This window comes from Pantoea sp. PA1, from assembly GCF_056856975.1.
Window position 1 is genome coordinate 1 of record NZ_JBXGEE010000006.1, and the last position, 21,430, is coordinate 21,430.

At 58.2% G+C, this 21,430-nt stretch carries 17 protein-coding genes; 9 read left to right on the forward strand and 8 right to left on the reverse strand.

The window, feature by feature from the left end; all coding sequences use genetic code 11:
• Positions 1-381 precede the first annotated feature (381 nt).
• Positions 382-1,782 (forward strand): multidrug transporter subunit MdtD, encoded by a 1,401-nt coding sequence (gene mdtD / locus AC1V0D_RS18690; RefSeq protein WP_009088174.1) that lies wholly within the window; start codon positions 382-384, stop codon positions 1,780-1,782.
• Here the strand turns inward: mdtD and rbsR are convergent.
• From rbsR to AC1V0D_RS18725, 7 genes are all read right to left on the reverse strand, one after another.
• Positions 1,779-2,771 carry a ribose operon transcriptional repressor RbsR gene (gene rbsR / locus AC1V0D_RS18695; RefSeq protein WP_009088175.1) on the reverse strand — a complete coding sequence of 331 codons (993 nt, stop codon included), beginning with the start codon at positions 2,769-2,771 and terminating at the stop codon, positions 1,779-1,781. The two genes, mdtD and rbsR, sit on opposite strands and share 4 nt — an antisense overlap.
• Positions 2,772-2,775: 4 nt before the next feature.
• Entirely contained in the window at positions 2,776-3,705 is a 930-nt protein-coding gene (gene rbsK, locus AC1V0D_RS18700; RefSeq protein ID WP_337025897.1) for a ribokinase, read from the reverse strand.
• Positions 3,706-3,767: 62 nt separating this feature from the next.
• Positions 3,768-4,643, reverse strand: a complete 876-nt coding sequence (gene rbsB / locus AC1V0D_RS18705) for a ribose ABC transporter substrate-binding protein RbsB (protein WP_009088177.1) — start codon at positions 4,641-4,643, stop codon at positions 3,768-3,770.
• Between the two features lie 25 nt (positions 4,644-4,668).
• The gene (gene rbsC / locus AC1V0D_RS18710; RefSeq protein WP_009088178.1) at positions 4,669-5,640 is read right to left on the reverse strand and encodes a ribose ABC transporter permease; all 972 of its coding nucleotides are present in this window, start codon (positions 5,638-5,640) and stop codon (positions 4,669-4,671) included.
• Entirely contained in the window at positions 5,637-7,145 is a 1,509-nt protein-coding gene (gene rbsA, locus AC1V0D_RS18715) for a ribose ABC transporter ATP-binding protein RbsA (RefSeq protein WP_009088179.1), read from the reverse strand. The genes rbsC and rbsA overlap by 4 nt, the downstream gene beginning before the upstream one ends.
• A 7-nt stretch (positions 7,146-7,152) precedes the next feature.
• Positions 7,153-7,572, reverse strand: a complete 420-nt coding sequence (gene rbsD / locus AC1V0D_RS18720) for a D-ribose pyranase (RefSeq protein ID WP_482907871.1) — start codon at positions 7,570-7,572, stop codon at positions 7,153-7,155.
• A gap of 293 nt (positions 7,573-7,865) precedes the next feature.
• Positions 7,866-8,273: a YgiW/YdeI family stress tolerance OB fold protein gene (locus AC1V0D_RS18725; protein WP_009088181.1), complete on the reverse strand. Its 408-nt coding sequence runs from the start codon at positions 8,271-8,273 to the stop codon at positions 7,866-7,868.
• A 162-nt stretch (positions 8,274-8,435) separates the two neighbouring features.
• On the opposite strand from AC1V0D_RS18725, the gene qseB reads away from it, so the two are divergent.
• Together qseB and qseC are read left to right on the forward strand one after the other, a co-directional pair.
• On the forward strand, positions 8,436-9,107 hold the full coding sequence (qseB, locus tag AC1V0D_RS18730; RefSeq protein WP_009088182.1) for a quorum sensing response regulator transcription factor QseB: 672 nt from the start codon (positions 8,436-8,438) through the stop codon (positions 9,105-9,107).
• Entirely contained in the window at positions 9,095-10,450 is a 1,356-nt protein-coding gene (gene qseC / locus AC1V0D_RS18735; RefSeq protein WP_482907872.1) for a quorum sensing histidine kinase QseC, read from the forward strand. Before qseB ends, qseC begins: the two co-directional genes overlap by 13 nt.
• Positions 10,451-10,465: 15 nt before the next feature.
• Here the strand turns inward: qseC and kup are convergent, their stop codons facing one another.
• The gene (kup, locus tag AC1V0D_RS18740; RefSeq protein WP_009088184.1) at positions 10,466-12,334 is read right to left on the reverse strand and encodes a low affinity potassium transporter Kup; all 1,869 of its coding nucleotides are present in this window, start codon (positions 12,332-12,334) and stop codon (positions 10,466-10,468) included.
• A gap of 290 nt (positions 12,335-12,624) precedes the next feature.
• On the opposite strand from kup, the gene ravA reads away from it, so the two are divergent.
• The 6 genes from ravA (at position 12,625) to mnmG (ending at position 21,418) form a co-directional block, all read left to right on the forward strand.
• Complete coding sequence (gene ravA, locus AC1V0D_RS18745) at positions 12,625-14,121, forward strand: ATPase RavA (RefSeq protein ID WP_046100974.1); 1,497 nt, start codon at positions 12,625-12,627, stop codon at positions 14,119-14,121.
• The gene (gene viaA, locus AC1V0D_RS18750; protein WP_009088186.1) at positions 14,118-15,578 is read left to right on the forward strand and encodes an ATPase RavA stimulator ViaA; all 1,461 of its coding nucleotides are present in this window, start codon (positions 14,118-14,120) and stop codon (positions 15,576-15,578) included. Before ravA ends, viaA begins: the two co-directional genes overlap by 4 nt.
• A 217-nt stretch (positions 15,579-15,795) precedes the next feature.
• A complete protein-coding gene (ovoA, locus tag AC1V0D_RS18755) occupies positions 15,796-17,934 on the forward strand; it encodes a 5-histidylcysteine sulfoxide synthase (RefSeq protein ID WP_154929064.1) in 2,139 nt (712 codons plus the stop codon).
• Between the two features lie 103 nt (positions 17,935-18,037).
• Positions 18,038-18,499 (forward strand): transcriptional regulator AsnC, encoded by a 462-nt coding sequence (gene asnC / locus AC1V0D_RS18760; protein ID WP_009088190.1) that lies wholly within the window; start codon positions 18,038-18,040, stop codon positions 18,497-18,499.
• 155 nt (positions 18,500-18,654) lie between these two features.
• Positions 18,655-19,095 carry an FMN-binding protein MioC gene (mioC, locus tag AC1V0D_RS18765; RefSeq protein WP_154929063.1) on the forward strand — a complete coding sequence of 147 codons (441 nt, stop codon included), beginning with the start codon at positions 18,655-18,657 and terminating at the stop codon, positions 19,093-19,095.
• Positions 19,096-19,528: 433 nt separating this feature from the next.
• Positions 19,529-21,418 (forward strand): tRNA uridine-5-carboxymethylaminomethyl(34) synthesis enzyme MnmG, encoded by a 1,890-nt coding sequence (gene mnmG, locus AC1V0D_RS18770; RefSeq protein WP_337025893.1) that lies wholly within the window; start codon positions 19,529-19,531, stop codon positions 21,416-21,418.
• Positions 21,419-21,430: the final 12 nt, after the last annotated feature.

Below are 21,430 nucleotides of genomic sequence, written 5' to 3' on the forward strand. Positions count from 1 at the left end.
GTTAAAGAGCAGTGCGAACAGTGCGTTAGCGTCCTGTCGCGAGGTGGCGTATATTACGCTTTCCTCCTTCAGAGTCAACCTCTTTTTTCAGAAGTTTTTCTCCGGCGGCTCAGTCTCCTGAACCTCTCAACACCGCATTCCGTAAGCCGTTGTGCCGTGTCGATGGAGGCGCATTATAGGGAGTTTCCGCGGGCTGACAAGTGTTTCTTTGAATTAATTTGCTGAGCGCATCTTTTTTAAACGAACGGGTTAAAAACAGACGTTTCGCGCCTGAATAACGCACAAAAACCGCCATTAAACGTTGTAAAGAGACCTGCCGTGGCGGATTGCGGGTGCTATTATTTTGCTTCTTGTCGCAGGATAACCCCAGAAGGACACTCAATGATAAGATCCGCGCGCAGCATGGCCGGTTTGCCATGGATAGCTGCCATGGCCTTTTTCATGCAGTCACTCGACGCCACCATACTGAATACTGCACTGCCCGCCATCGCCTCCAGCCTCGATCGTTCTCCCCTGGCCATGCAATCCGCCGTTATCAGCTACACCCTGACTGTTGCTATGTTGATTCCGGTCAGCGGCTGGCTTGCCGATCGTTTCGGCACGCGTAAGGTGTTTATCGTTGCCGTGTCACTGTTTACCCTTGGCTCACTGGCCTGTGCGCTTTCGCCTACGCTGTCGGTGCTGGTTATGTCACGCATCGTGCAGGGCGTCGGCGGCGCCATGATGATGCCGGTTGCCCGGCTGGCGCTGTTGCGTGCCTATCCGCGCAGTGAGCTGCTGCCGGTGCTCAACTTTGTCACCATGCCGGGATTAGTGGGTCCGATACTGGGACCGATGCTGGGCGGCGTTCTGGTCACCTACGCCACCTGGCACTGGATTTTCCTGATCAACATCCCGATAGGCATTCTCGGTATTGTCTTTGCACGCAAATATATGCCGGACTTCACCACCCCCAAGCGCCGCTTCGACTTTGCAGGCTTCTTATTATTCGGGGCCGGACTGGTGATGATCTCAATCGGTATTGAGCTGTTTGGCGAGCGGATTGTCTCAGCCTGGCTGGCTGGCGGGATATTACTGGGCGGGATTGTGCTGTTGCTTCTCTATATAGTGCATGCCCGGCGTCACCCTTCACCGCTGATCAGCCTGCCGATGTTTAAAACCCGCACCTTCTCAGTCGGCATCGGTGGCAACATCGCGTCACGTCTCGGCACGGGCTGCGTGCCCTTTTTAATGCCACTGATGTTGCAGGTCGGTTTTGGCTATTCAGCGATTATCGCAGGCTGCATGATGGCTCCCACCGCGATTGGCTCTATCCTGGCGAAATCCACGGTGACCCAGCTGCTGCGCTGGCTGGGATACCGCCGCCTGCTGGTCGGCATTACCGCCATCATTGGCATTCTGATCGCCAGCTTCTCCCTGCAGTCGCCTGCTGAGAGCATTATTGTGCTGTTACTGCCGCTGTTTATTCTCGGCATGGCCATGTCGACACAGTTCACGGCCATGAACACGATCACGCTGGCCGATCTGGATGATGACAACGCCAGCGGCGGCAACAGCGTGCTGGCCGTGACCCAGCAGTTAGCGATCAGTTTTGGTGTGGCCGTCAGCGCCGCGGTACTGCGCTTCTATCAGGAGTTTGAAACCAGCACCATTTCACAGTTTCACGCCACGTTTCTGACCATGGGCGTGATAACCGTCTTCTCCGGGCTGACCTTTATGCTGCTGAAAAACGGGGATGGACGTAACCTGATCACCAATCGCGACAGGAAGAAAAAGGCTTAAGCCGACCCACGCACCACGAGTTCCGGCGTCAGCACCAGCGTCTGCTGGCTGGCGTCGGGATCGCTGAGACGATGGATCAAGGTGTCTATCGCCAGTTCGCCCAGGGCATCTTTTGGCTGATGAACGGTACTCAGTGGCGGAGAAAGATAGCGCGCCAGTTCGATATCGTCATAGCCCATGACCGCCATCTGCTGCGGAACCTGCAGTCCCGCCTGATAGAGCGCATGGTAAACGCCGACCGCCATGGCGTCGTTGCTGGTGAACACCGCATCCGGTGGCGTGTCCAGTGCCAGCAGCTCTACCATCCCGTTGTAACCGCCCTGAAATTCAAAGTCACCGCTCACCACGTAGCCTGGCAGGATCTCAAGGCCGCTTTTTGTCATGGCGTTGCGATACCCCTGCAGACGCATGCGGGCTGGAGTCTTATCCTGCGGGCCGGCGATACAGGCGATGCGGGTATAGCCGCTGTCGATAAGATGCTGAGTTGCCAGTTCGCCTCCCAGCAGGGCGTTATCCTGAATAATGTCACCACGCCCTTCAAATGGCGCCCAGTCCATCATGACGGCCGGGATAGAGGGATAGCGATTCAGAATGTCTGCGGAAGGGAGGTGACTTTCGGTGCACATAATCAGTAAGCCATCGACGCGCTTTTGCATCAGCGTCTCAAGGCTGCGGTTCATCCGCTCCTCATCCCCGGCGGTGTTACAGAGGATCAGGCTGTAGCCACGCTGATAGCAGCTCTCTTCGACGCCCCGCACCACCTCCGCATAAAACGGGTTACTACTGGTGGTCAGCAACATGCCTATCGTGTGGGTCTGGTTGATCTTCAGACTGCGCGCCAGTGCCGAGGGGGCGTAATTCAGATGACGTATCGCCTGCTCGACTTTTTCCCGCACGCCTTCACTGACAAAGCGATTGTTGTTGATGACGTGCGAGACGGTGGAGGTAGAGACGCCCGCCAGGCGAGCGACATCTTTCATGGTACTCAAGCGCTTAGCCCTGCTGCTGCAAAAATTCATCGATCTCCGCGCGCCATGGCACGGAGGGCTGTGCACCCGAGCGGGTCACGGCAATCGCGGCGGCGGCGTGGGCAAATCTTACGGCCTCACCGATCGGCTTCTGCTCCAGTCGTGCGGTAATAAACGCACCATTAAAGGTATCGCCCGCCGCGATAGTATCGATCGCCTTCACGCTGAAGCCTGCAATGCGCTGGCCCTCACCCTGTTCGCTCAGCCAGACGCCGCGGCGCCCCAGCGTAATCAACACCGTGCCGATGCCCTTTGCATGTAACACTGCCGCGGCGCGGGCAGCATCTTCATCGCTGTTGACGGCGATGCCGGTCAGGCTCTCCGCTTCGGTCTCATTCGGCGTAATAATGTCGACCAGCGCCAGCAGGTCGTCAGAGAGCGGGGTGGCCGGGGCCGGATTGAGAATCACCTGGGTCTGATGCTGTCGGGCAAACGTAGCCGCGGCCAGTACACTCTCCAGCGGTGACTCCAGCTGCATAAGAAGCGCATCGGCTGTAGCGATGACCGGCTGATGACGCGCCACACAGGCAGGCGTTAACGCCGCGTTGGCACCGGCGTAGATACCGATACTGTTTTCGCCGTCACCGTTAACGAAAATCATCGCCACGCCGGTGGACTCACCCGCAACTACTTCAACCGGGGTGGTATCAATATTGTCCTGCGCCAGTTGCTGACGAATCCGTTCACCCATGTCGTCAGCGCCCACACAGGCGATAAAGGCGATATCGGCGCCTGCGCGACCGGCGGCAACCGCCTGATTCGCACCTTTACCGCCAAACGCAATCTGATAATTCTGCCCGATCACCGTTTCACCGGGACGAGGAAAGTGCGCCAGATTAAGGATGTGGTCAGCGTTAATGCTGCCAAGAACGGCCAGTTTTGCGTTTTTGCTCATTAGGGGAGTCCGGAATAAGTGCGCCACCGGAAGGGTGGCGCGGTGCCCTGCTTTTCTTTGAGTTATTGAGTGACCAGCTTCAGGTCGACCGGATTGATCGCCTGCACTTTTTCACCCTTCAGCACTTTATCAGCGGTATCCACGCCGATCATGCCAATTTTGTCCGGCATCTGTGCCACGGTCGCGGACAGTTTGCCACTTTCTACCGCTTTCACGCCATCCGCCGTGCCGTCAAAACCGACCACGATCACACCGGTTTTACCGGCGGTCTGCAGCGCGCGCAGAGCACCCAGAGCCATTTCATCGTTCTGCGCGAAGACGGCCTGCACATCCGGGTGGGCCTGCAGCAGGTTCTGCATAACGTTCAGCCCTTTGGTGCGGTCAAAGTCAGCGGGCTGGCTGGCGAGGATCTGGAACTTATGCGCATCGGCAGCCTGTTTGAAACCTTCGCCACGTTCACGGGCCGCGGAGGTCCCGGCAATGCCCTGCAGCTCAATAATTTTCGCGTTTTCACCGACTTTCTTGGCGATGAAGTCACCGGCCATTTTACCGCCGAACCGGTTATCGGAGGCGACATGGCTGACAACTTTGCCCTGTGACGCGACGCGATCCAGTGTGATGACCGGGATGTTCGCCTGATTAGCCATCTTCACGGCATTGCCTACAGCATCCGAGTCGGTAGGGTTGATCAGCAGCAGTTTAGTGCCGCGCACCGTCAGATCCTGCACGTTTGCCAGCTCTTTCGCCGGATTGTTTTGTGAATCCAGCACCACCAGGTTGTAGCCCAGCTTATCGGCTTCTTTCTGCGCACCCTCTTTCAGCGAAACAAAGAAGGGGTTATTGAGGGTCGAAACCACCAGAGCGATGGTCTCTTTTGCCATGGCGCTGGTACTGAGAGTTGCGCCAAGGATGATGGCCAGTGCGGTTAACTTTTTCATCTTATTATCCTGTGTAAGGTCAGAGTTATTTACTGCTTTTATTATCCACCAGCACCGCCAGCAGGATGACTACCGCTTTAACGATCATCTGGTAGTAAGAAGAGACGCCCATCAGGTTCAGGCCGTTGTTCAGGAAGCCGAGGATCAGCGCACCGATCAGCGTGCCGAAAATACGCCCTTTACCGCCCGCCAGACTGGTGCCACCCAGCACCACCGCGGCAATCGCATCCAGCTCATAGCCGGTGCCCGCAGTAGGCTGTGCCGAAGAGAGACGGGCCACTTCAATCGTGCCCGCCAGCGCCGCCAGCATGCCACTCAGTGAATAGACGATGATTTTGACGCGATTTACATTGATGCCGGAGAGACGGGTAGCCGCTTCGTTACCGCCCAGCGCATAGATATAACGGCCCAGGCGGGTATGCTGCAGCATGTACCAGGCGGCGATAAAGACCAGCGCCATCAGCCAGACCGGTGCAGGCACACCCAGCGGGCGACCAATACCAAACCAGCCCAGCAAATCGGCATTGGCGCTGAATCCGGTGTTAATCGGGCTGCCGTCGGTATAGACCATGGTAACGCCGCGTAACAGCAGCATCATGACCAGCGTGGCAATAAACGCCTGTACCCTGCCGCGCGCCACGATGGTGCCGGTCAGGGCACCGATTGCCGCCCCCAGCGCCAGCGAGGCCGCCACCGCCACCAGGGCATTGACCTCCATACCCACCAGCGACGCGCCTACCGCACCGGTCAGTGCCAGCAGCGATCCCACAGAGAGGTCGATACCGGAAGTCAGGATCACCAGCGTCATCCCGACCGCCATAATGGCATTCACCGAGGTCTGCTGCAGGATGTTGAACAGGTTCGCGACGGTAAAGAAGTTCGGACTCTGACTGGCGACCACGGCGATCAGCACCATCAGCGCAATCAGCGACTTCTGCTCCAGTAACCAGCTTTTGCTAAACCAGCGGCGGCTGGCAGGTAACGTTTGGGTTGTCATACCACTAAATCCTCGCTGTGTTGCTTGCCTACGGCGGCGGCCATCAGACGTTCCTGAGTGGCGTCTTCCCGGGTAAATTCGCCGCTGATACGGCCTTCATGCATCACCAGAATCCGGTCGCTCATGCCCAGCACTTCCGGCATTTCCGAGGAAACGAGGATGATGCTCAGCCCTTCGGCCTTGAACTGGTTAATCAGTTGATAGATCTCTTTCTTCGCGCCGACATCCACACCGCGGGTCGGTTCGTCCAGAATCAGTACGTTGGGCCGGGTCATCAGTCCGCGGGCAATCGCCACTTTCTGCTGGTTACCCCCGGAAAGCAGGCCAATCGGCTGCTCCATTGAGGGCGTTTTCACATTGAACAGCCGGATAAAATCGCCGACCGCCAGCTGCTCTGCCGCGTGCTTCAGTGACCCGCTGCCGCGACTGAAATAACGTAACGCCGTCAGCGACATGTTCTCTTTTACCGACATGCCCAGCACTAGGCCGTCGCGCTTACGATCCTCGGAGATATAGACGATGCCGTTAGCCAGCCCATCCTGTGGCGAACGCGTTACCACTTCGCGGCCGCTGAGCCACAGTTTGCCTTCGTGGCGCGGCAGCGCGCCATAAAGCACCTTCATCAGTTCGGTACGGCCCGCGCCCATCAGGCCGGAGATACCCAGAATTTCGCCTTTGCGCAGGCTGAAGCTGACCTTATCCACGCCCGGTCCGCTGACGTTTTCCACTTTCAGCCGCACGTCGCCGGGCGCCTGATCCAGACGGGGATATTGATCTTCCAGTTTGCGCCCGACCATCATCTCGATCAGGCTCTCTTCGGTCAGCGCGCTGACCGGACGCTCCGCAATAAACTGCCCGTCGCGGAACACCGTGACGTCATCGCAGATCTCAAAGATCTCTTTCATGCGATGCGAGATGTAGACGATGCCGCAGCCCTGCGCTTTCAGCTCATTGATCACCCGGAACAGCGACAGCGTTTCGGTATCGGTCAGCGCGTCGGTCGGCTCATCCATGATGATCACCTGCGATTCAAAGCTCAGCACTTTGGCGATTTCGACCATTTGCTGATCGCCAATCGACAGCTCGCCCACCAGCTTGTGGCTGCTGAAGCGCAGATTGAGGCGTTTGAGCAGCGCGTCGGCTTCGGCATACATGCGTTGCCACTGAATACGGCCAAACCGGCTGACATATTCGCGACCAAGAAAAATGTTTTCCGCCACGGTTAACTGCGGGATCAGGTTCAGTTCCTGATGGATGATGCCAATGCCCGCTTCCTGCGACGCTTTCGGCCCACTGAAGCGGGTCTCTTTGCCGAGCCAGCGCAGCGTACCGGCATCATACTGGTAGATCCCGGTCAGGACTTTCATCATGGTGGACTTGCCTGCGCCGTTCTCTCCGACCAGCGCCATCACGCGACCTGCGCGGACATTCAGCGAGGCACCCTTAAGGGCTTTCACCCCCGGAAAGGATTTTTCAATGCCGTCGAGTTGCAGTAAAGGTTGCATAGCGGCCTCAGAAGGTCACACCGGCGCTGAGGATGACATTGGCAAACGGAGAGCACTCCCCGCTGCGAATGACCGCCTGGCTACGCTGCGTGTGTTGTTTGAACTGTTCATGCGAGAGGTAGCGGATGGTGATGACGTTCCCCTGCTGCTGCTGCAGGGCTTCGAGTGCGGCAATCAGCGCACGGTGAAGAGGGGGATTGTGCTGCTGAATCTCCTCCGCCATCAGGGCGCTTTCTACCTGCATCTCCAGGACAACCGCATTCACCACCTGCATAAAATCGGGCGTACCCGGCGTGAGCGCCAGATCAATACGCTGCGGACCGGCCGGAATCGGCAGGCCAGCATCCGCAATCGTCAGCGTATCCGTGTGTCCCAGGCGGGCAATCACATGAGAGAGTTCAGCGTTTAACAGGCGACCTTTTTTCATCTTTTCACTCCACAGCGAAACGTTTCGCTGACAGGAGTGTATGAAATGCCGCCATCAACTCAACCAGCAAAGAAGAAATCTGTGATCGCTATCGAAACGTTTCGCTTACGCGGGCGAGAATTTGAATTAGGGCAGGAGAGGGGCTGAAAAAAGGATCGTGAAGGCAGTCTCAGGCGGCTGGCAAACTTAACGCCGGAAAAAACGGGCAGCAAGGGTTCAGCACAAAACAGAGAGGAGATGGACAGAGGAGGAAAGCGTCCCGCGCCGGGAGAGGCGCGGGCCTGAAAAAAAGATTAAGGCAGTTTCTTAACCTGTTTGACGTCCATCTCAATGCTGTTGAAATCTTTATCCAGCTCACCCGTCAGCTCAACATTGTCTTTCGGTGAGATGGTCTGGCCGTTCCAGTGCTTGTGGTCGATTTCAACTTTCATCGTGCCGGTCTGGTCGCGGAACAGATAATCTTCATCGCCGATCTGTTTCTCCAGCTTGCCGCGCACGGTGATCCAGCTGTCATCTTTCATCTCTTCCGCCTGCTTCACCGTCACCACACTGGTCTGGTCGGCACGAAAACCGCCCTGGCCAGCGGCAGCCTTCGTCTGTGCGGCGGGCGCACTGGGATCAACAAATCCGCCCTGCTGTGCAGCAAAAACCGGCGCGGAAGCCAGCATAACGACGGTCAGAATAGCAGCGTGCTTTTTCATGGTGTACCCCTTTTTTAGTGGTCGGTCCGGGTGGAACAGGCTCAGTTGACCACAGAGTTCTTAACAGCTTCTTAAGCATTAAAAATAGACGATATTTGCCGGAATCAGCTGTACAAGCAGAAGGGGGCTTCGTATAAAACGCTATCGGAACAGGGAGACATCATGCGTATTTTACTGATTGAAGACGATCGCTTAATTGGTGACGGTATTAAGGCAGGGCTGAGCAGGCTGGGCTTCAGCGTTGACTGGTTTACCTCCGGTGAGGCGGGCTTTAACGCGCTGGACGCGGCCCCCTGGGATGCGGTGATTCTGGATCTCTCTCTGCCCGAACGCGACGGGCTCGATATTCTGCGACAGTGGCGGCAGCAGGGCAAAGATGTTCCGGTGTTAATCCTGACCGCGCGCGATGCACTCGACCAGCGGGTCGAAGGGCTGCAGCAGGGCGCCGATGACTATCTGTGTAAACCTTTTGCCCTGACCGAGGTGGCCGCGCGCCTGCAGGCGTTGATTCGCCGCCGGCACGGCCAGCTTCAGCCTGAACTTCGTCACGGCAATGTGGTGCTGATCCCCGGCGGTCACAGCGTGATGCGCGAGGGGGAAACCATTGCGCTGAAAAGCCGGGAGCTGGCGCTGCTGGAGCTGTTTATGCGAAACCCCGGCCGGGTGCTGACGCGCAGCCAGCTGGAGGAGAAGCTCTACAGCTGGGATGCCGATGTCTCCAGCAATGCGGTGGAGGTGCATATCCATCATCTGCGTAAAAAACTGGGCAGTCAGTTTATCCGCACGCTGCACGGCGTCGGCTATACCCTGGGAGCCGCCGAATGCGATCAATGAGCCTGTTTCTGCGGCTTGGCATCGGTTTTGTGCTGCTGGTCGCTCTCTGCTGGGTCAGCGCCAGCCTCAGTGCCTGGCATCAGACGCGTGAAACCCTGGATGAACTCTTCGATACCCAGCAGATGCTGCTGGCAAAGCGTCTGCTGACACTGGATTTTTCGACGCTGGAGAACACCACGCTGCCAAAAACCAAAGCGATCCTGCGCCACCATCGCGGCGAACAGGATGACGACGCCCTGGCGTTTGCCGTCTTCACGCATGACGGCAGGCAGGTGATGAACGATGGAGATAATGGTCGCTATCTGCCGTTCGACGCAGCATCTCAGGGATTCCATGAAGGTCAGCTCACGAATGATGATGACCGCTGGCGATTTGTCTGGCTCACCACTCCCGACAAGCAGTTTCGCGTGGTGGTCGGCCAGGAGCTGGAGTACCGGGATGACATGACGCAGGACGTAATGAAAGCGAGCGTGCTGCCCTGGTTGATCGCGCTGCCGTTTATGTTGCTGCTGCTGATGGGGCTGGTCTGGTCTGAACTGCGCCCGCTGAAGAGGCTGGCGAAGCAGCTGGCGCAGCGCGCGCCCGATGATGATACGCCGCTGCAGGCCGGGCGGGTGCCGAATGAGGTCCAGCCGCTGATGGTGGCGCTGAATGGCCTCTTCCGCCGCATCAGCGCCATGATGCAGCGCGAACGGCGCTTTACCGCCGACGCGGCGCACGAGCTGCGCAGTCCGCTGGCTGCACTGCAGGTGCAAAGCGAAGTCATTCAGCTGACGGCGGATGATGAGGTGATGCGCACCCATGCGCTGCAGCAGCTGGATGCGGGGATCCTGCGCGCCACGCGGCTGGTGGATCAGCTACTGACGCTCTCGCGGGTGGAAGCCGACGATGCGCGCAGTGCCTTCGGGCCGGTGGCGCTGAAGCGCACGGTTCAGGAGACGCTGGCCGCCCAGCTGCCGCTGGCGGATAAAGCGGGCGTGACGCTGCGGCTGCATGCCGACGCCGATCCGCAGATTCAGGGGCATGCGCTGCTGCTGTCACTGCTGGTGCGTAATCTGCTGGATAACGCCATTCGTTATACGCCAGCAGGCAGTGAAGTTGATGTGCGGTTACAGGCGAACAGCCTGGCGGTGGAGGATAACGGCGAGGGATTGAGTGAAGCCGACCGGCAACGTCTTGGTGAGCGTTTCTGGCGACCGCCCGGTCAGGAGAAGAGTGGCAGCGGACTGGGACTCTCGATTGTGCGTAATATTGCCCAGCTGCACGGGATGCAGGTGAGCTTCAGCCAGCGTCCCGGCAGCGGCCTGTGCGTCACGCTGCGCTGGTCCGCGCCCACCCCGTAAGGCGGGCGCGACCCGTCAAATCTCGACCTGGGTGCCCAGCTCGATAACCCGGTTTGGCGGGATCTCGAACTGGTCGGGTGCGCGCAGTGCGTTGCGCTGCAGCGCCAGGAAGAGTTTGCCGCGCAGGCGCAGATACCAGGGGCGTTTGCCGATGATCAGCGACTCGTGCGACATAAAGAACGACGTCTCCATCATGCGGCAGTTCAGCCCTTCCAGCCCGCAGCGATGGAAAATCTCCTCAACGTTAGGCGTTTCACGCCAGCCGTAACTGGCGACCACCCGCCAGAAGGTCGGTGAGAGCTGCTCAATCGTCACACGCCGCACGTTGTGAACGTAGGGCGCATCTTCCGTTCTCAGCGTCAGCAGCACCACGCGCTCATGCAATACCTTGTTGTGCTTGAGGTTATGCAGCATGGCAAACGGAATCACATTCAGCGCACGCGACATATAGACCGCGGTGCCCGGCACGCGAACCGGCGGCGATTTCTCCAGCGAGGCGATCATCGCCTCCAGGGAATTACCGTGCTCATGCATGCGACGCAGCAGGCGGAAACGCTCGCTTTTCCACGTCGTCATAATGATAAACATCACCAGACCGAGGCAGAGTGGCAGCCAGCCACCGGAGAAGATTTTCACCAGGTTGGCGGTAAACAGCGGCACGTCGATAAAGAGCAGCAGCACCAGGATGAGGCCGACGGCCAGCTTTTGCCAGTGCCAGTTTTTAATGGCCACGGTGCAGACGAGGATCGAGGTCAGGACCATGGTGCCGGTCACGGCGATACCGTAGGCCGCCGCCAGGTTACTCGAATGCTCAAAGCTGATAATCACAATCAGCACGGCGAAATAGAGCACCCAGTTGATGGCCGGAATATAGATCTGACCCGACTCGCGCTCAGAGGTGTGGATGATACGCATCCCAGGCAGATAGCCCAGTCGCACCGCCTGACGCGTCAGCGAGAAGACGCCAGAGATAACCGCCTGTGAGGCGATAACGGTGGCCAGCGTCGCCAGAATCAGCATCGGGATCAGCGCCCAGTCCGGGGCCAGCAGGAAGAAGGGGTTTTTAATCGCTTTCGGATCGCTGAGCAGCAGCGCGCCCTGACCAAAATAGTTCAGCACCAGCGACGGCAGCACCACCGAGAACCAGGCCAGCCGGATCGGCACTTTGCCGAAGTGGCCCATATCCGCATAGAGTGCCTCCACGCCGGTAATCGCCAGCACGACGGCGCCCAGCGCGAAGAACGAGACCGACTTGTAGTGCAGGAAGAACTCAATGGCATAGGCAGGATTGAGTGCGTGCAGCACTTCCGGGTTTTTCATGATGCCGCAGGCCCCCAGAACCGCCAGCACCAGGAACCAGATCAGCATCACGGGCGCGAACAGTTTGCCCACCATACCGGTGCCATGTTTCTGAATCACAAACAGCAGCGTCAGCACCGCAATCGACATCGGCACAATAAAAGGATCCAGTGACGGCGCGGCAATCTCCAGGCCCTCAATCGCGGACATCACCGAAATGGCCGGAGTGATCACCACCTCCCCATAGAAGAAGCTGCCGCCAATCAGTCCCATGATCACCAGCACCGCCGTGGCGCGCGCACCGGTGTGGCGGCCCGCCAGCGACATCAGGGTCAGAATACCGCCCTCTCCGGCGTTGTCGGCGCGCATCACATAACTGATATATTTGAGTGAGACCACCAGCACCAGCAGCCAGAAAATCAGCGACAGAAAGCCAAACACTGCTTCCCGTTCAACGCCGAAACCAAACTGTCCGGAGAGACATTCACGCAGGGTATAGAGCGGACTGGTGCCGATATCCCCGTAAACAACACCAATCGCGGCCAGCGTTAATCCGGGAAGGGACTGCTTATTATCTGAGCTCATAGAGTTATCTTTTGTTGGAGTCTGAGAGGCGCAAACACCCCTCGCTCAGGCCATCAAAAAGCGCACAGTATGCACGTATTGGTGAAAATTCCTATACCCGCTTCGCCTTGCTCGCCGGATAACGGGAGCGCTTCAGGCGGTAAAATGTCAGTGGATACCGCGTGATAGCAGGCAAACCTTCTGATACAAAAAAGCTGACAGCTATCAACGCTTTCACGCATGATGATCTATAGAGTAAGGCGCTTGCTTAAGCGCGGCGGCCCGTCGATCGTAAGGACATTGAAGTGATTATGGCTCAACCCCATCTTTTGGCAGAAAGAATTTCTCGCCTGAGCAATGCGTTAGAAAAAGGATTGTATGAGCGGCATCATGCCATTCGCCTTTGCCTGCTGGCGGCGCTGAGCGGTGAAAGCGTGTTCCTGCTGGGCCCGCCCGGCATCGCCAAGAGCCTGATAGCACGCCGCCTCAAATACGCCTTTCAGCACGCCCGCGCCTTTGAATATCTGATGACCCGTTTCTCGACGCCGGAAGAGGTGTTTGGCCCGCTCTCCATTCAGGCGCTGAAGGATGAAGGGCGCTATCAGCGCCTCACTAAAGGGTATCTGCCCGACGCAGAGATTGTTTTTCTGGATGAGATCTGGAAAGCCGGCCCGGCGATTCTGAATACCCTGCTGACCGCCATCAACGAACGCCGCTTCCGCAATGGTGACAGCGAAGAGACCATCCCGATGCGTCTGCTGGTCACCGCCTCCAATGAACTCCCGGAAGCGGACAGCGGTCTCGAGGCGCTCTATGACCGGATGCTGATCCGCCTGTGGCTGGATAACGTGCATGAGAAGCAGAACTTCCGCAGCATGCTGACTCACCAGCAGGATGAACACGCCAATCCGGTGGCGGAATCTCTGCGCATCAGTGATGAGGAGTATGCGCAGTGGCAGCTCAGCATCAGCCAAGTGGGGCTGCCGGATGCCGTTTTCGAGCTGATCTATCAGCTGCGTCAGCAGCTGGAGAGCCAGCCTGCCGCCCCCTACATTTCCGATCGTCGCTGGAAAAAAGCCATTCACCTGTTACAGGCCAGCGCCTTTTACAGCGGACGCAGCGCGATTGCGCCGATAGACCTGATCCTGCTGAAAGATTGCCTCTGGCACGACGTGGCGTCCATGCAGCTGCTGGAACGCGAAATCGACCAGCTGATGACACAACACGCCTGGCAGCAGCAGCCGATGCTGCTGAAACTGCATCAGATCAAAGCCCGTCGTCTGGCGCTGCAGCAACAGCAGAGCGTGGCGCAGGCCATCACGCTGGAGAAGCACAGCGGCATGTTCAGCCGCAAGCCGCACTACGATATGCCCGAAAGCCTCACCGATGAGCAGCTGACGCTGATGCTGCAAAAGCCGCTGATGCTGCACGATATGCAGGTTACCCATCTGGTGATCGCGCGTGATGCGCTGAACCAGTGGCTGCAGAAAGGGGGCGAGGTGCGCGGCAAGCTCAACGGCATCGGCTTTGCTCAGAGCCTGGATCTTCAGGTGGATGCGCAGCACTGCCTGGCGATCCGCGATGTCAGCCTGCAGGCATCGCGGCTGACCCTGCCCGGCGTCAGCAACAGCGAGCCGCTGCCCGGTGAGATTACCGAGGCGCTGGATGCACTGGAGAGTGAACTGCGCACCCAGCGGCATCTCTTCAGTCAGCATCAGCGCTGCCTGTTTATCAGCGACGACTGGCTGGCGCGGGTCGAAACCAGCCTGCAGGATGTGGCAGAGCAGCTGAAACAGGCGCGTAAATGATCTCCGTGGAGACGCTCAGCACCCTGCTCTCGGTGGGGGAGACCGAACTGATTGAAGAGCTGATCGTCGCCCTGCTGGCCTCCCCACAGCTTGCGCTGTTTTTTGAAAAGTTTCCCGGGCTGAAAAAAGCGCTGCTACGCGATGTGCCGCGCTGGCGGGCCGAGATCAACGCGGAACTCAAAGCCACCCCGGTTCCGGCCACGCTGGCAGAGGAGTTTCAGCTCTTTCAGCGGGTTCAGCTCCTCAGCGATCGTGAATTCATCCACCAGCTGGATGCGACGCTTCAGGCGCTGCAAAGCCTGCCTTCGCCCTTCCTGGATGAAGCGAACCGGCTGTTGCAGCACACCGATATCCACCATCTCAGCAGCGCCCAGCACCAGCTTTTTCTGCAGCGCTGGCGGCTGAGTCTGACCTTACAGACTCTTACACTGAATCAGCAGCTGCTGGAGCAGCAGCGCGAACGCCTGCTGGCGGAACTGCAGCAGCGCATGGCGCTGAGCGGTCAGCTGGCCCCAATCCTGGGCGACGATGATGAAGCGGCGGCAGGCCGGTTATGGGACATGAGCAAAGCGTCACTGCAGCCCGGCGACTATCAGCTGATGCTGCAATATGGTGATTTTCTCGCGCAGCAACCGGAGCTGCTGAAGCTGGCACAGCAGCTGGGCCGCAGTCGGGAGGCTAAATCGGTGCCGTCACAGGATGCCCCGATGGAGGCCTTTCACCATCTGGTGCAGGAGCCCGCGTCCGTGCCGGAAGAGGTGAGCGGCATTCATCAGAGCGATGACGTACTGCGTCTGCTGCCGCCGGAGTTAGCCGCGCTGAGCATCAGCGAACTGGAGCTGGAGTTTTACCGGCGCCTGGTTGAGAAACGGCTGCTGACCTATCGTCTGCAGGGCGAGGCCTGGCACGAAAAAGTGACGATGCGGCCGGCCAGCCATCAGCAGCATGAGGAGCAGCCCCGCGGGCCGTTCATCGTCTGCGTGGATACCTCCGGCTCCATGGGGGGCTTCAACGAGCGCTGCGCAAAAGCGTTTTGTCTGGCGCTGCTGAAAGTCGCGCTGGCTGACCGGCGTCGCTGCTACATCATGCTGTTTGCCCATGAAGTCATCGGCTACGAGCTGACCGGGGAAGATGGGCTGGAACAGGCGATTCGCTTTCTCAGCCAGCGCTTTCGTGGCGGCACCGATCTGGCCGCCTGCCTCTCCTCGGTGGTGAACCGGATGGAGGGCGCACTGTGGCAGGAAGCGGATGCGGTCATCGTCTCCGATTTCATCGCCCAGCGTCTGCCGGAAGAGGTGATCGGGGCGATAAAACAGCGCCAGCGACACAATCAGCAACGTTTTCACGCTGTGGCCATGTCGGCCCACGGGAAACCCGGTATTCTGCGCATCTTCGACCATATCTGGCGTTTCGATACCGGCATGAAAAGCCGCCTTCTGCGTCACTGGCGCCGTTAAGAGCCTGTCCCGACAGGCGTAATTGTTGCAGGCAGTCTGGACACGGACAGCGCGGAACAACCGGAGCGTACACGGAGTACGTGAGGATTGTGAGCACTGCCCAGGTTCAGAGTGGCAAATAAAATAGCCTGACGGGCAGGCTCTAAGTCATCTGGCAGAAAAGCTTCTTTGCTATAGTGAATTACCGTTTCACTTACTCAGCAATCTGGAGCTTCCTGTGACGCTTGCTCAACCCCACCGCGATCTGCCTGCACCTACGCGGACGTTATTGCTCTCCGGCCAGAATAGCGAACAAAAACGTGCCGATTTGCTGGCCTATTTCCATCAGACCTGGGACCAGTATGAGAGTCTGTTTACCTGTCTGGCGGATCCGCAGGCCTGGTTCACCAAAGCCATTCCGCTGCGCCACCCCCTGATTTTCTATTTCGGTCACACGGCGACCTTCTACATTAATAAGCTGATGGCCGGACGTCTCATCGACGCGCGTCTGAACGATCGCATCGAAGCGATGATGGCGATTGGGGTGGATGAAATGAGCTGGGACGATCTCAACGACAGTCACTACGACTGGCCCACCGTCGATGAAGTGCGTGAATACCGGGGACGCGTGAAAGCCCTGGTCAGCGATCTCATCCAGACCATGCCGCTGACTCTGCCGATCGACTGGGAAAGTCCGGCCTGGGTGATCCTGATGGGCATCGAGCATGAGCGCATCCATCTGGAAACCTCCAGCGTGCTGATCCGCCAGCTTCCGATTGAGTGGGTTAAGCCGCAGTCCGCATGGCCCATCTGTCCGCTGGCGCGCCACCAGCGTCAGGCTGTTCCGGCCAACGCCCTGCTGCCGATGCCCGGCGGCACGGTCACGCTGGGTAAAACTGACGACACCTACGGCTGGGATAATGAGTATGGCCGCCAGCAGATTACGCTGCAGCCGTTCCAGGCGAGCAAAATGCTGGTCAGCAACGCAGAATTTCTGGCCTTCGTCGAGGCGGGGGGATATCAGGATCGTCGCTGGTGGGATGATGAAGGCTGGGGCTGGTGTCAGTTTGCCAAAGCAGAGATGCCCACCTTCTGGGTTGGCACACCTGCGATGCCCGATCAGCTGAAACTGCGTCTGATGTGTGAAGAGGTGGCGATGCCCTGGGACTGGCCTGCCGAGGTCAATCAGCTGGAAGCCGCCGCCTTCTGCCGCTGGAAAGCAGAGCAGACGGGGCTGGCGATACAGCTTCCCTGCGAAGCGGAGTGGACTCAGCTGCGCGAACAGGTTGCCGGCGACCAGCCGCACTGGGAGCAGGCACCGGGCAACATTAACCTGGCTTACTGGGCCTCCTCGTCACCGGTCGATCTGTTCGCCCAGGGCGACTTCTTCGATATCGTCGGCAACGTCTGGCAGTGGACCACCACGCCAATTAACGGCTTCGAAGGCTTCCGGGTCCATCCGCTTTACGACGATTTCTCGACGCCGACGTTTGATGGCAAACACTCGCTGATCAAAGGGGGCAGCTGGATATCCACCGGCAACGAAGCCCTGAAATCGGCACGCTATGCGTTTCGCCGCCACTTCTTCCAGCATGCCGGTTTCCGCTATGTGGTGTCCGGGCACAGGGAGAGCATGGCGCTGAATCCGTATGAGTCTGACGCCATGGTGTCGCAGTATCTCGACTTCCAGTATGGCCCGCGCTATTTCGGCGTGGAAAACTATGCCGAAAGCCTGGTGAAGCTGGCGCTGAATTACACCCGAGCCCGGGGCGACGCCCTGGATATCGGCTGCGCGACCGGACGCGCCAGTTTTGAACTGGCCCGCCACTTTGAACGCGTCACCGGCATGGACTACTCGGCGCGCTTCATCGATGTGGCGCTGCAGCTGACCAGCGGTGAAGATTTCCGCTATCTCCTGCCTCAGGAGGGCGATCTGGTCGAGTATCGTCAGGTTCGCCTGAAAGATTTCGATCTGGAGAGCGATCTGGCGCAGCGAATCCGCTTTGTGCAGGGGGACGCCTGCAACCTGAAGCCGCAACCGGCCGGTTACGATCTGGTGCTTGCCTCCAATCTGATCGATCGTCTGCGTCAGCCCGCGCGCTTCCTGCAGGATGTGACGCCGATGCTGCGTCCGGGCGGCATTCTGCTGCTCTCATCGCCTTACACCTGGCTGGAAGATTTCACGCCGAAAGAGAACTGGCTGGGCGGCGTGCGGGAAAACGGAGAGGCCCTGACGACCCTGCAGGCGCTGCAACGGCTGCTGGCTGCCGACTTCGAGCTGATCGATGAACCGCAGGATGTGCCGTTCGTGATCCGCGAAACGGCCCGCAAGTTCCAGCATACGCTGGCGCAGGTCACCGTCTGGCGCAAACGCTAAGCAACCCGGCAGCGGCGCCCGTCGCTGCCGGGAGTTGCCTGAACCACTATTTTGCTGCACATTCACCCTTGTTCACTTAAGCAGACCCACAACGAGGATGGCCATGGCCGAACATCTGCAGCTCGACAATCTGGATCGCGGCATTCTGAATGCCCTGCTTGAGAATGCGCGCACCGCTTACGCCGAGCTGGCAAAGCAGTTTAATGTCAGTCCCGGCACCATTCATGTGCGCGTGGAGAAGATGAAGCAGGCGGGTATTATCCTCGGCACGCGGGTGGATATCGATCCGCGCCAGCTGGGGTTTGATGTCTGCTGCTTTATCGGCATTATCCTGAAGAGCGCGCGTGACTATCCGGCGGCGCTGAGCAAACTGGATGCGCTGGATGAGGTGGTTGAAGCCTGGTACACCACCGGTCACTACAGCATCTTTATTAAGGTGATGTGCCGGTCAATCGATGCCCTGCAGCAGGTGCTGATCAACAAGATCCAGACCATTGATGAAATTCAGTCAACCGAAACCCTGATCTCGCTGCAAAACCCGATCATGCGTACCATCAAGCCCTGATCGTTCCTTCCCCTGTGCATAATCTTATCCCTGACGAATGTGGCGGCTGGCAACGGCTGCGTTCGCCTTTCCCGATCCATTAACCCTGTTGTCCACAGGTGGATCACCGCTTGATCACAGCGTACAATGCTCGCCTTACTGTCCGGGAGAGCAAGATGGCCGATATTACCTTAATCAGTGGCAGTACTCTGGGAAGCGCCGAGTATGTGGCTGAACATCTGGAAGAAAAATTACAGGAAGCAGGCTTCTCCACGCAGCTGCTGCATGGCCCGGAGCTGGATGAGGTACCGCAGACCGGTATCTGGCTGGTGGTCTGCTCAACGCATGGTGCCGGCGATATTCCTGACAATCTGCTGCCACTCGCTGAAGCCATCCGCGACAGCCAGCCCGATCTTTCTCAGCTTCGCTTTGGCGCTGTCGGACTCGGCAACCATGAGTACGATCTCTTTTGCGGCGCGATCCGCCAGATTGATGCGCTGCTGACCGCACAGGGGGCGCAGCGGATAGGCGATCGTCTGGAGATTGACGTGCTGGAGCATGAGATCCCTGAAGATCCGGCAGAGGCCTGGCTGGAAACGTGGAAAAACGCGATCTGAATCGTGGACGGGGATCGCGAAATAGTGACGATCCCCAGTGGAAGATGCTGATTTTATCCTTTTCCGCTCGTTTATTTTGTGGATAACTACCCTCTTTTACTGCGTATAACCGGTAGTTATCCAAAGAACAACCGATGCATGTTTTTTGAGCTGTGTATAACCTAAAGTTTTGATCCCAGCTTATACGGATCAGGATCACCGATCACTCACAGCTAGTGATCCTGCCCATCCTGTTGTTTTTGCAATGCTTCTGGCACATATCCACAGGAGGCCGGGATCCTAATAAGAGATCTAACAGAAAGATCATATACAGATCTAAGATCCTTTCTTTTAAAACCGGACGATCCCGCGGCTTTCACCCCAGACGGAATTTGAGTAGAATCCACGCCCCAGGACGACGATCCTGCACGTTCATCAACCGAGGTACCACTTCATGTTTTATCAGGATCCTTTTGACGTCATCGTAATTGGTGGTGGTCATGCGGGCACCGAAGCCGCAATGGCGGCAGCCCGAATGGGTCAGCAAACCCTGTTACTCACCCATAACATTGATACGCTTGGACAAATGTCCTGCAACCCGGCGATCGGTGGCATTGGCAAAGGACATTTGGTGAAGGAAGTGGATGCCCTGGGGGGTCTGATGGCCCATGCGATCGACCAGGCCGGTATCCAGTTTAGGATACTAAACGCCAGCAAAGGGCCGGCGGTGCGGGCTACCCGTGCTCAGGCCGATCGCGTGCTCTATCGCCAGGCGGTGCGCACTGCCCTGGAGAACCAGCCTAACCTGATGGTCTTCCAGCAGGCGGTCGACGATCTCATCGTTGAAAACGATCGTGTGGTGGGTGCCGTGACTCAGATGGGACTGAAGTTCCGCGCGAAAACCGTGGTACTGACCGTCGGAACCTTCCTGGACGGCAAAATTCATATCGGTCTGGACAACTACAGTGGCGGTCGCGCAGGTGATCCCCCGTCCATTCCGCTGGCAAAACGACTTCGCGCGCTGCCGCTGCGGGTAAACCGCCTCAAAACCGGCACGCCGCCGCGCATTGACGCTCGCACCATCGATTTTTCAGTGCTGAGCCCGCAGCATGGGGATAACCCGATGCCGGTCTTCTCGTTTATGGGCAGTGCCGCTCAGCATCCGCAGCAGGTGCCGTGCTGGATCACTCATACCAATGAGAAAACCCACAACGTGATCCGCGAAAACCTGGATCGCAGCCCGATGTACGCCGGGATCATCGAAGGGATCGGCCCGCGCTACTGTCCGTCGATCGAAGACAAAGTCATGCGCTTTGCCGATCGTAACTCGCATCAGATCTTCCTGGAGCCGGAAGGGCTGACCAGTAATGAGATCTACCCGAACGGTATCTCTACCAGCCTGCCGTTTGACGTGCAGATGCAGATCGTCCGCTCAATGAAGGGGATGGAGAATGCGAAGATCGTGCGTCCGGGTTATGCCATTGAGTATGACTTCTTCGATCCGCGCGATCTCAAACCGACGCTGGAGAGTAAGTTTATCGACGGCCTCTTCTTTGCCGGACAGATCAACGGCACAACCGGTTATGAAGAAGCCGCTGCGCAGGGGATGCTGGCCGGTCTGAACGCCGCCCGTCAGTCTGCTGACAAAGAGGGCTGGGCACCGCGTCGCGATCAGGCTTATCTGGGCGTGCTGGTTGATGACCTCTGTACGCTCGGCACCAAAGAGCCGTACCGCATGTTTACCTCCCGTGCCGAATACCGTCTGATGCTGCGCGAAGACAATGCCGATCTGCGTCTGACCGAAACCGGCCGTGAACTGGGTCTGGTCGATGATGCACGCTGGGCGCGCTTCAATCAGAAGCTGGAAGCGATTGAGCAGGAGCGTCAGCGTCTGCGCGATATCTGGGTTCATCCAAAATCCGAACACGTTTCCGACGTCAATACGGTGCTCAGCGCGCCGCTGACCAAAGAAGCGAGTGGTGAAGATCTGCTGCGTCGTCCAGAGATGACCTATCTGAAGCTGATGGCGCTGGAGGCCTTCGGCCCGGCACTGGCTGATGAGCAGGCCGCTGAGCAGGTTGAGATTCAGGTGAAGTATGAAGGCTACATCGCGCGTCAGCAGGAAGAGATCGATCGTCAGTTGCGTAATGAGAACACGCTGCTGCCGGTTGAGCTCGACTATCGCCAGGTGAATGGACTCTCCAATGAGGTGATTGCCAAGCTGAACGATCACAAGCCGACGTCGATCGGGCAGGCGACGCGCATTTCCGGTATTACCCCGGCGGCCATCTCGATTCTGCTTATTTACCTGAAAAAACAGGGTCTGCTGCGCAAAAGCGCCTGATCTTAAACGGGG

What these genes read in the sequence shown, in the direction of transcription:
- mdtD (WP_009088174.1), top strand. Translation starts at nt 382, where the DNA reads ATGATAAGATCCGCGCGCAGCATGGCCGGTTTGCCATGGATAGCTGCC.
- rbsK (WP_337025897.1), bottom strand. Translation starts at nt 3,705, where the DNA reads ATGAGCAAAAACGCAAAACTGGCCGTTCTTGGCAGCATTAACGCTGAC.
- rbsB (WP_009088177.1), bottom strand. Translation starts at nt 4,643, where the DNA reads ATGAAAAAGTTAACCGCACTGGCCATCATCCTTGGCGCAACTCTCAGT.
- rbsC (WP_009088178.1), bottom strand. Translation starts at nt 5,640, where the DNA reads ATGACAACCCAAACGTTACCTGCCAGCCGCCGCTGGTTTAGCAAAAGC.
- rbsA (WP_009088179.1), bottom strand. Translation starts at nt 7,145, where the DNA reads ATGCAACCTTTACTGCAACTCGACGGCATTGAAAAATCCTTTCCGGGG.
- rbsD (WP_482907871.1), bottom strand. Translation starts at nt 7,572, where the DNA reads ATGAAAAAAGGTCGCCTGTTAAACGCTGAACTCTCTCATGTGATTGCC.
- AC1V0D_RS18725 (WP_009088181.1), bottom strand. Translation starts at nt 8,273, where the DNA reads ATGAAAAAGCACGCTGCTATTCTGACCGTCGTTATGCTGGCTTCCGCG.
- qseB (WP_009088182.1), top strand. Translation starts at nt 8,436, where the DNA reads ATGCGTATTTTACTGATTGAAGACGATCGCTTAATTGGTGACGGTATT.
- qseC (WP_482907872.1), top strand. Translation starts at nt 9,095, where the DNA reads ATGCGATCAATGAGCCTGTTTCTGCGGCTTGGCATCGGTTTTGTGCTG.
- kup (WP_009088184.1), bottom strand. Translation starts at nt 12,334, where the DNA reads ATGAGCTCAGATAATAAGCAGTCCCTTCCCGGATTAACGCTGGCCGCG.
- ravA (WP_046100974.1), top strand. Translation starts at nt 12,625, where the DNA reads ATGGCTCAACCCCATCTTTTGGCAGAAAGAATTTCTCGCCTGAGCAAT.
- viaA (WP_009088186.1), top strand. Translation starts at nt 14,118, where the DNA reads ATGATCTCCGTGGAGACGCTCAGCACCCTGCTCTCGGTGGGGGAGACC.
- asnC (WP_009088190.1), top strand. Translation starts at nt 18,038, where the DNA reads ATGGCCGAACATCTGCAGCTCGACAATCTGGATCGCGGCATTCTGAAT.
- mioC (WP_154929063.1), top strand. Translation starts at nt 18,655, where the DNA reads ATGGCCGATATTACCTTAATCAGTGGCAGTACTCTGGGAAGCGCCGAG.
- mnmG (WP_337025893.1), top strand. Translation starts at nt 19,529, where the DNA reads ATGTTTTATCAGGATCCTTTTGACGTCATCGTAATTGGTGGTGGTCAT.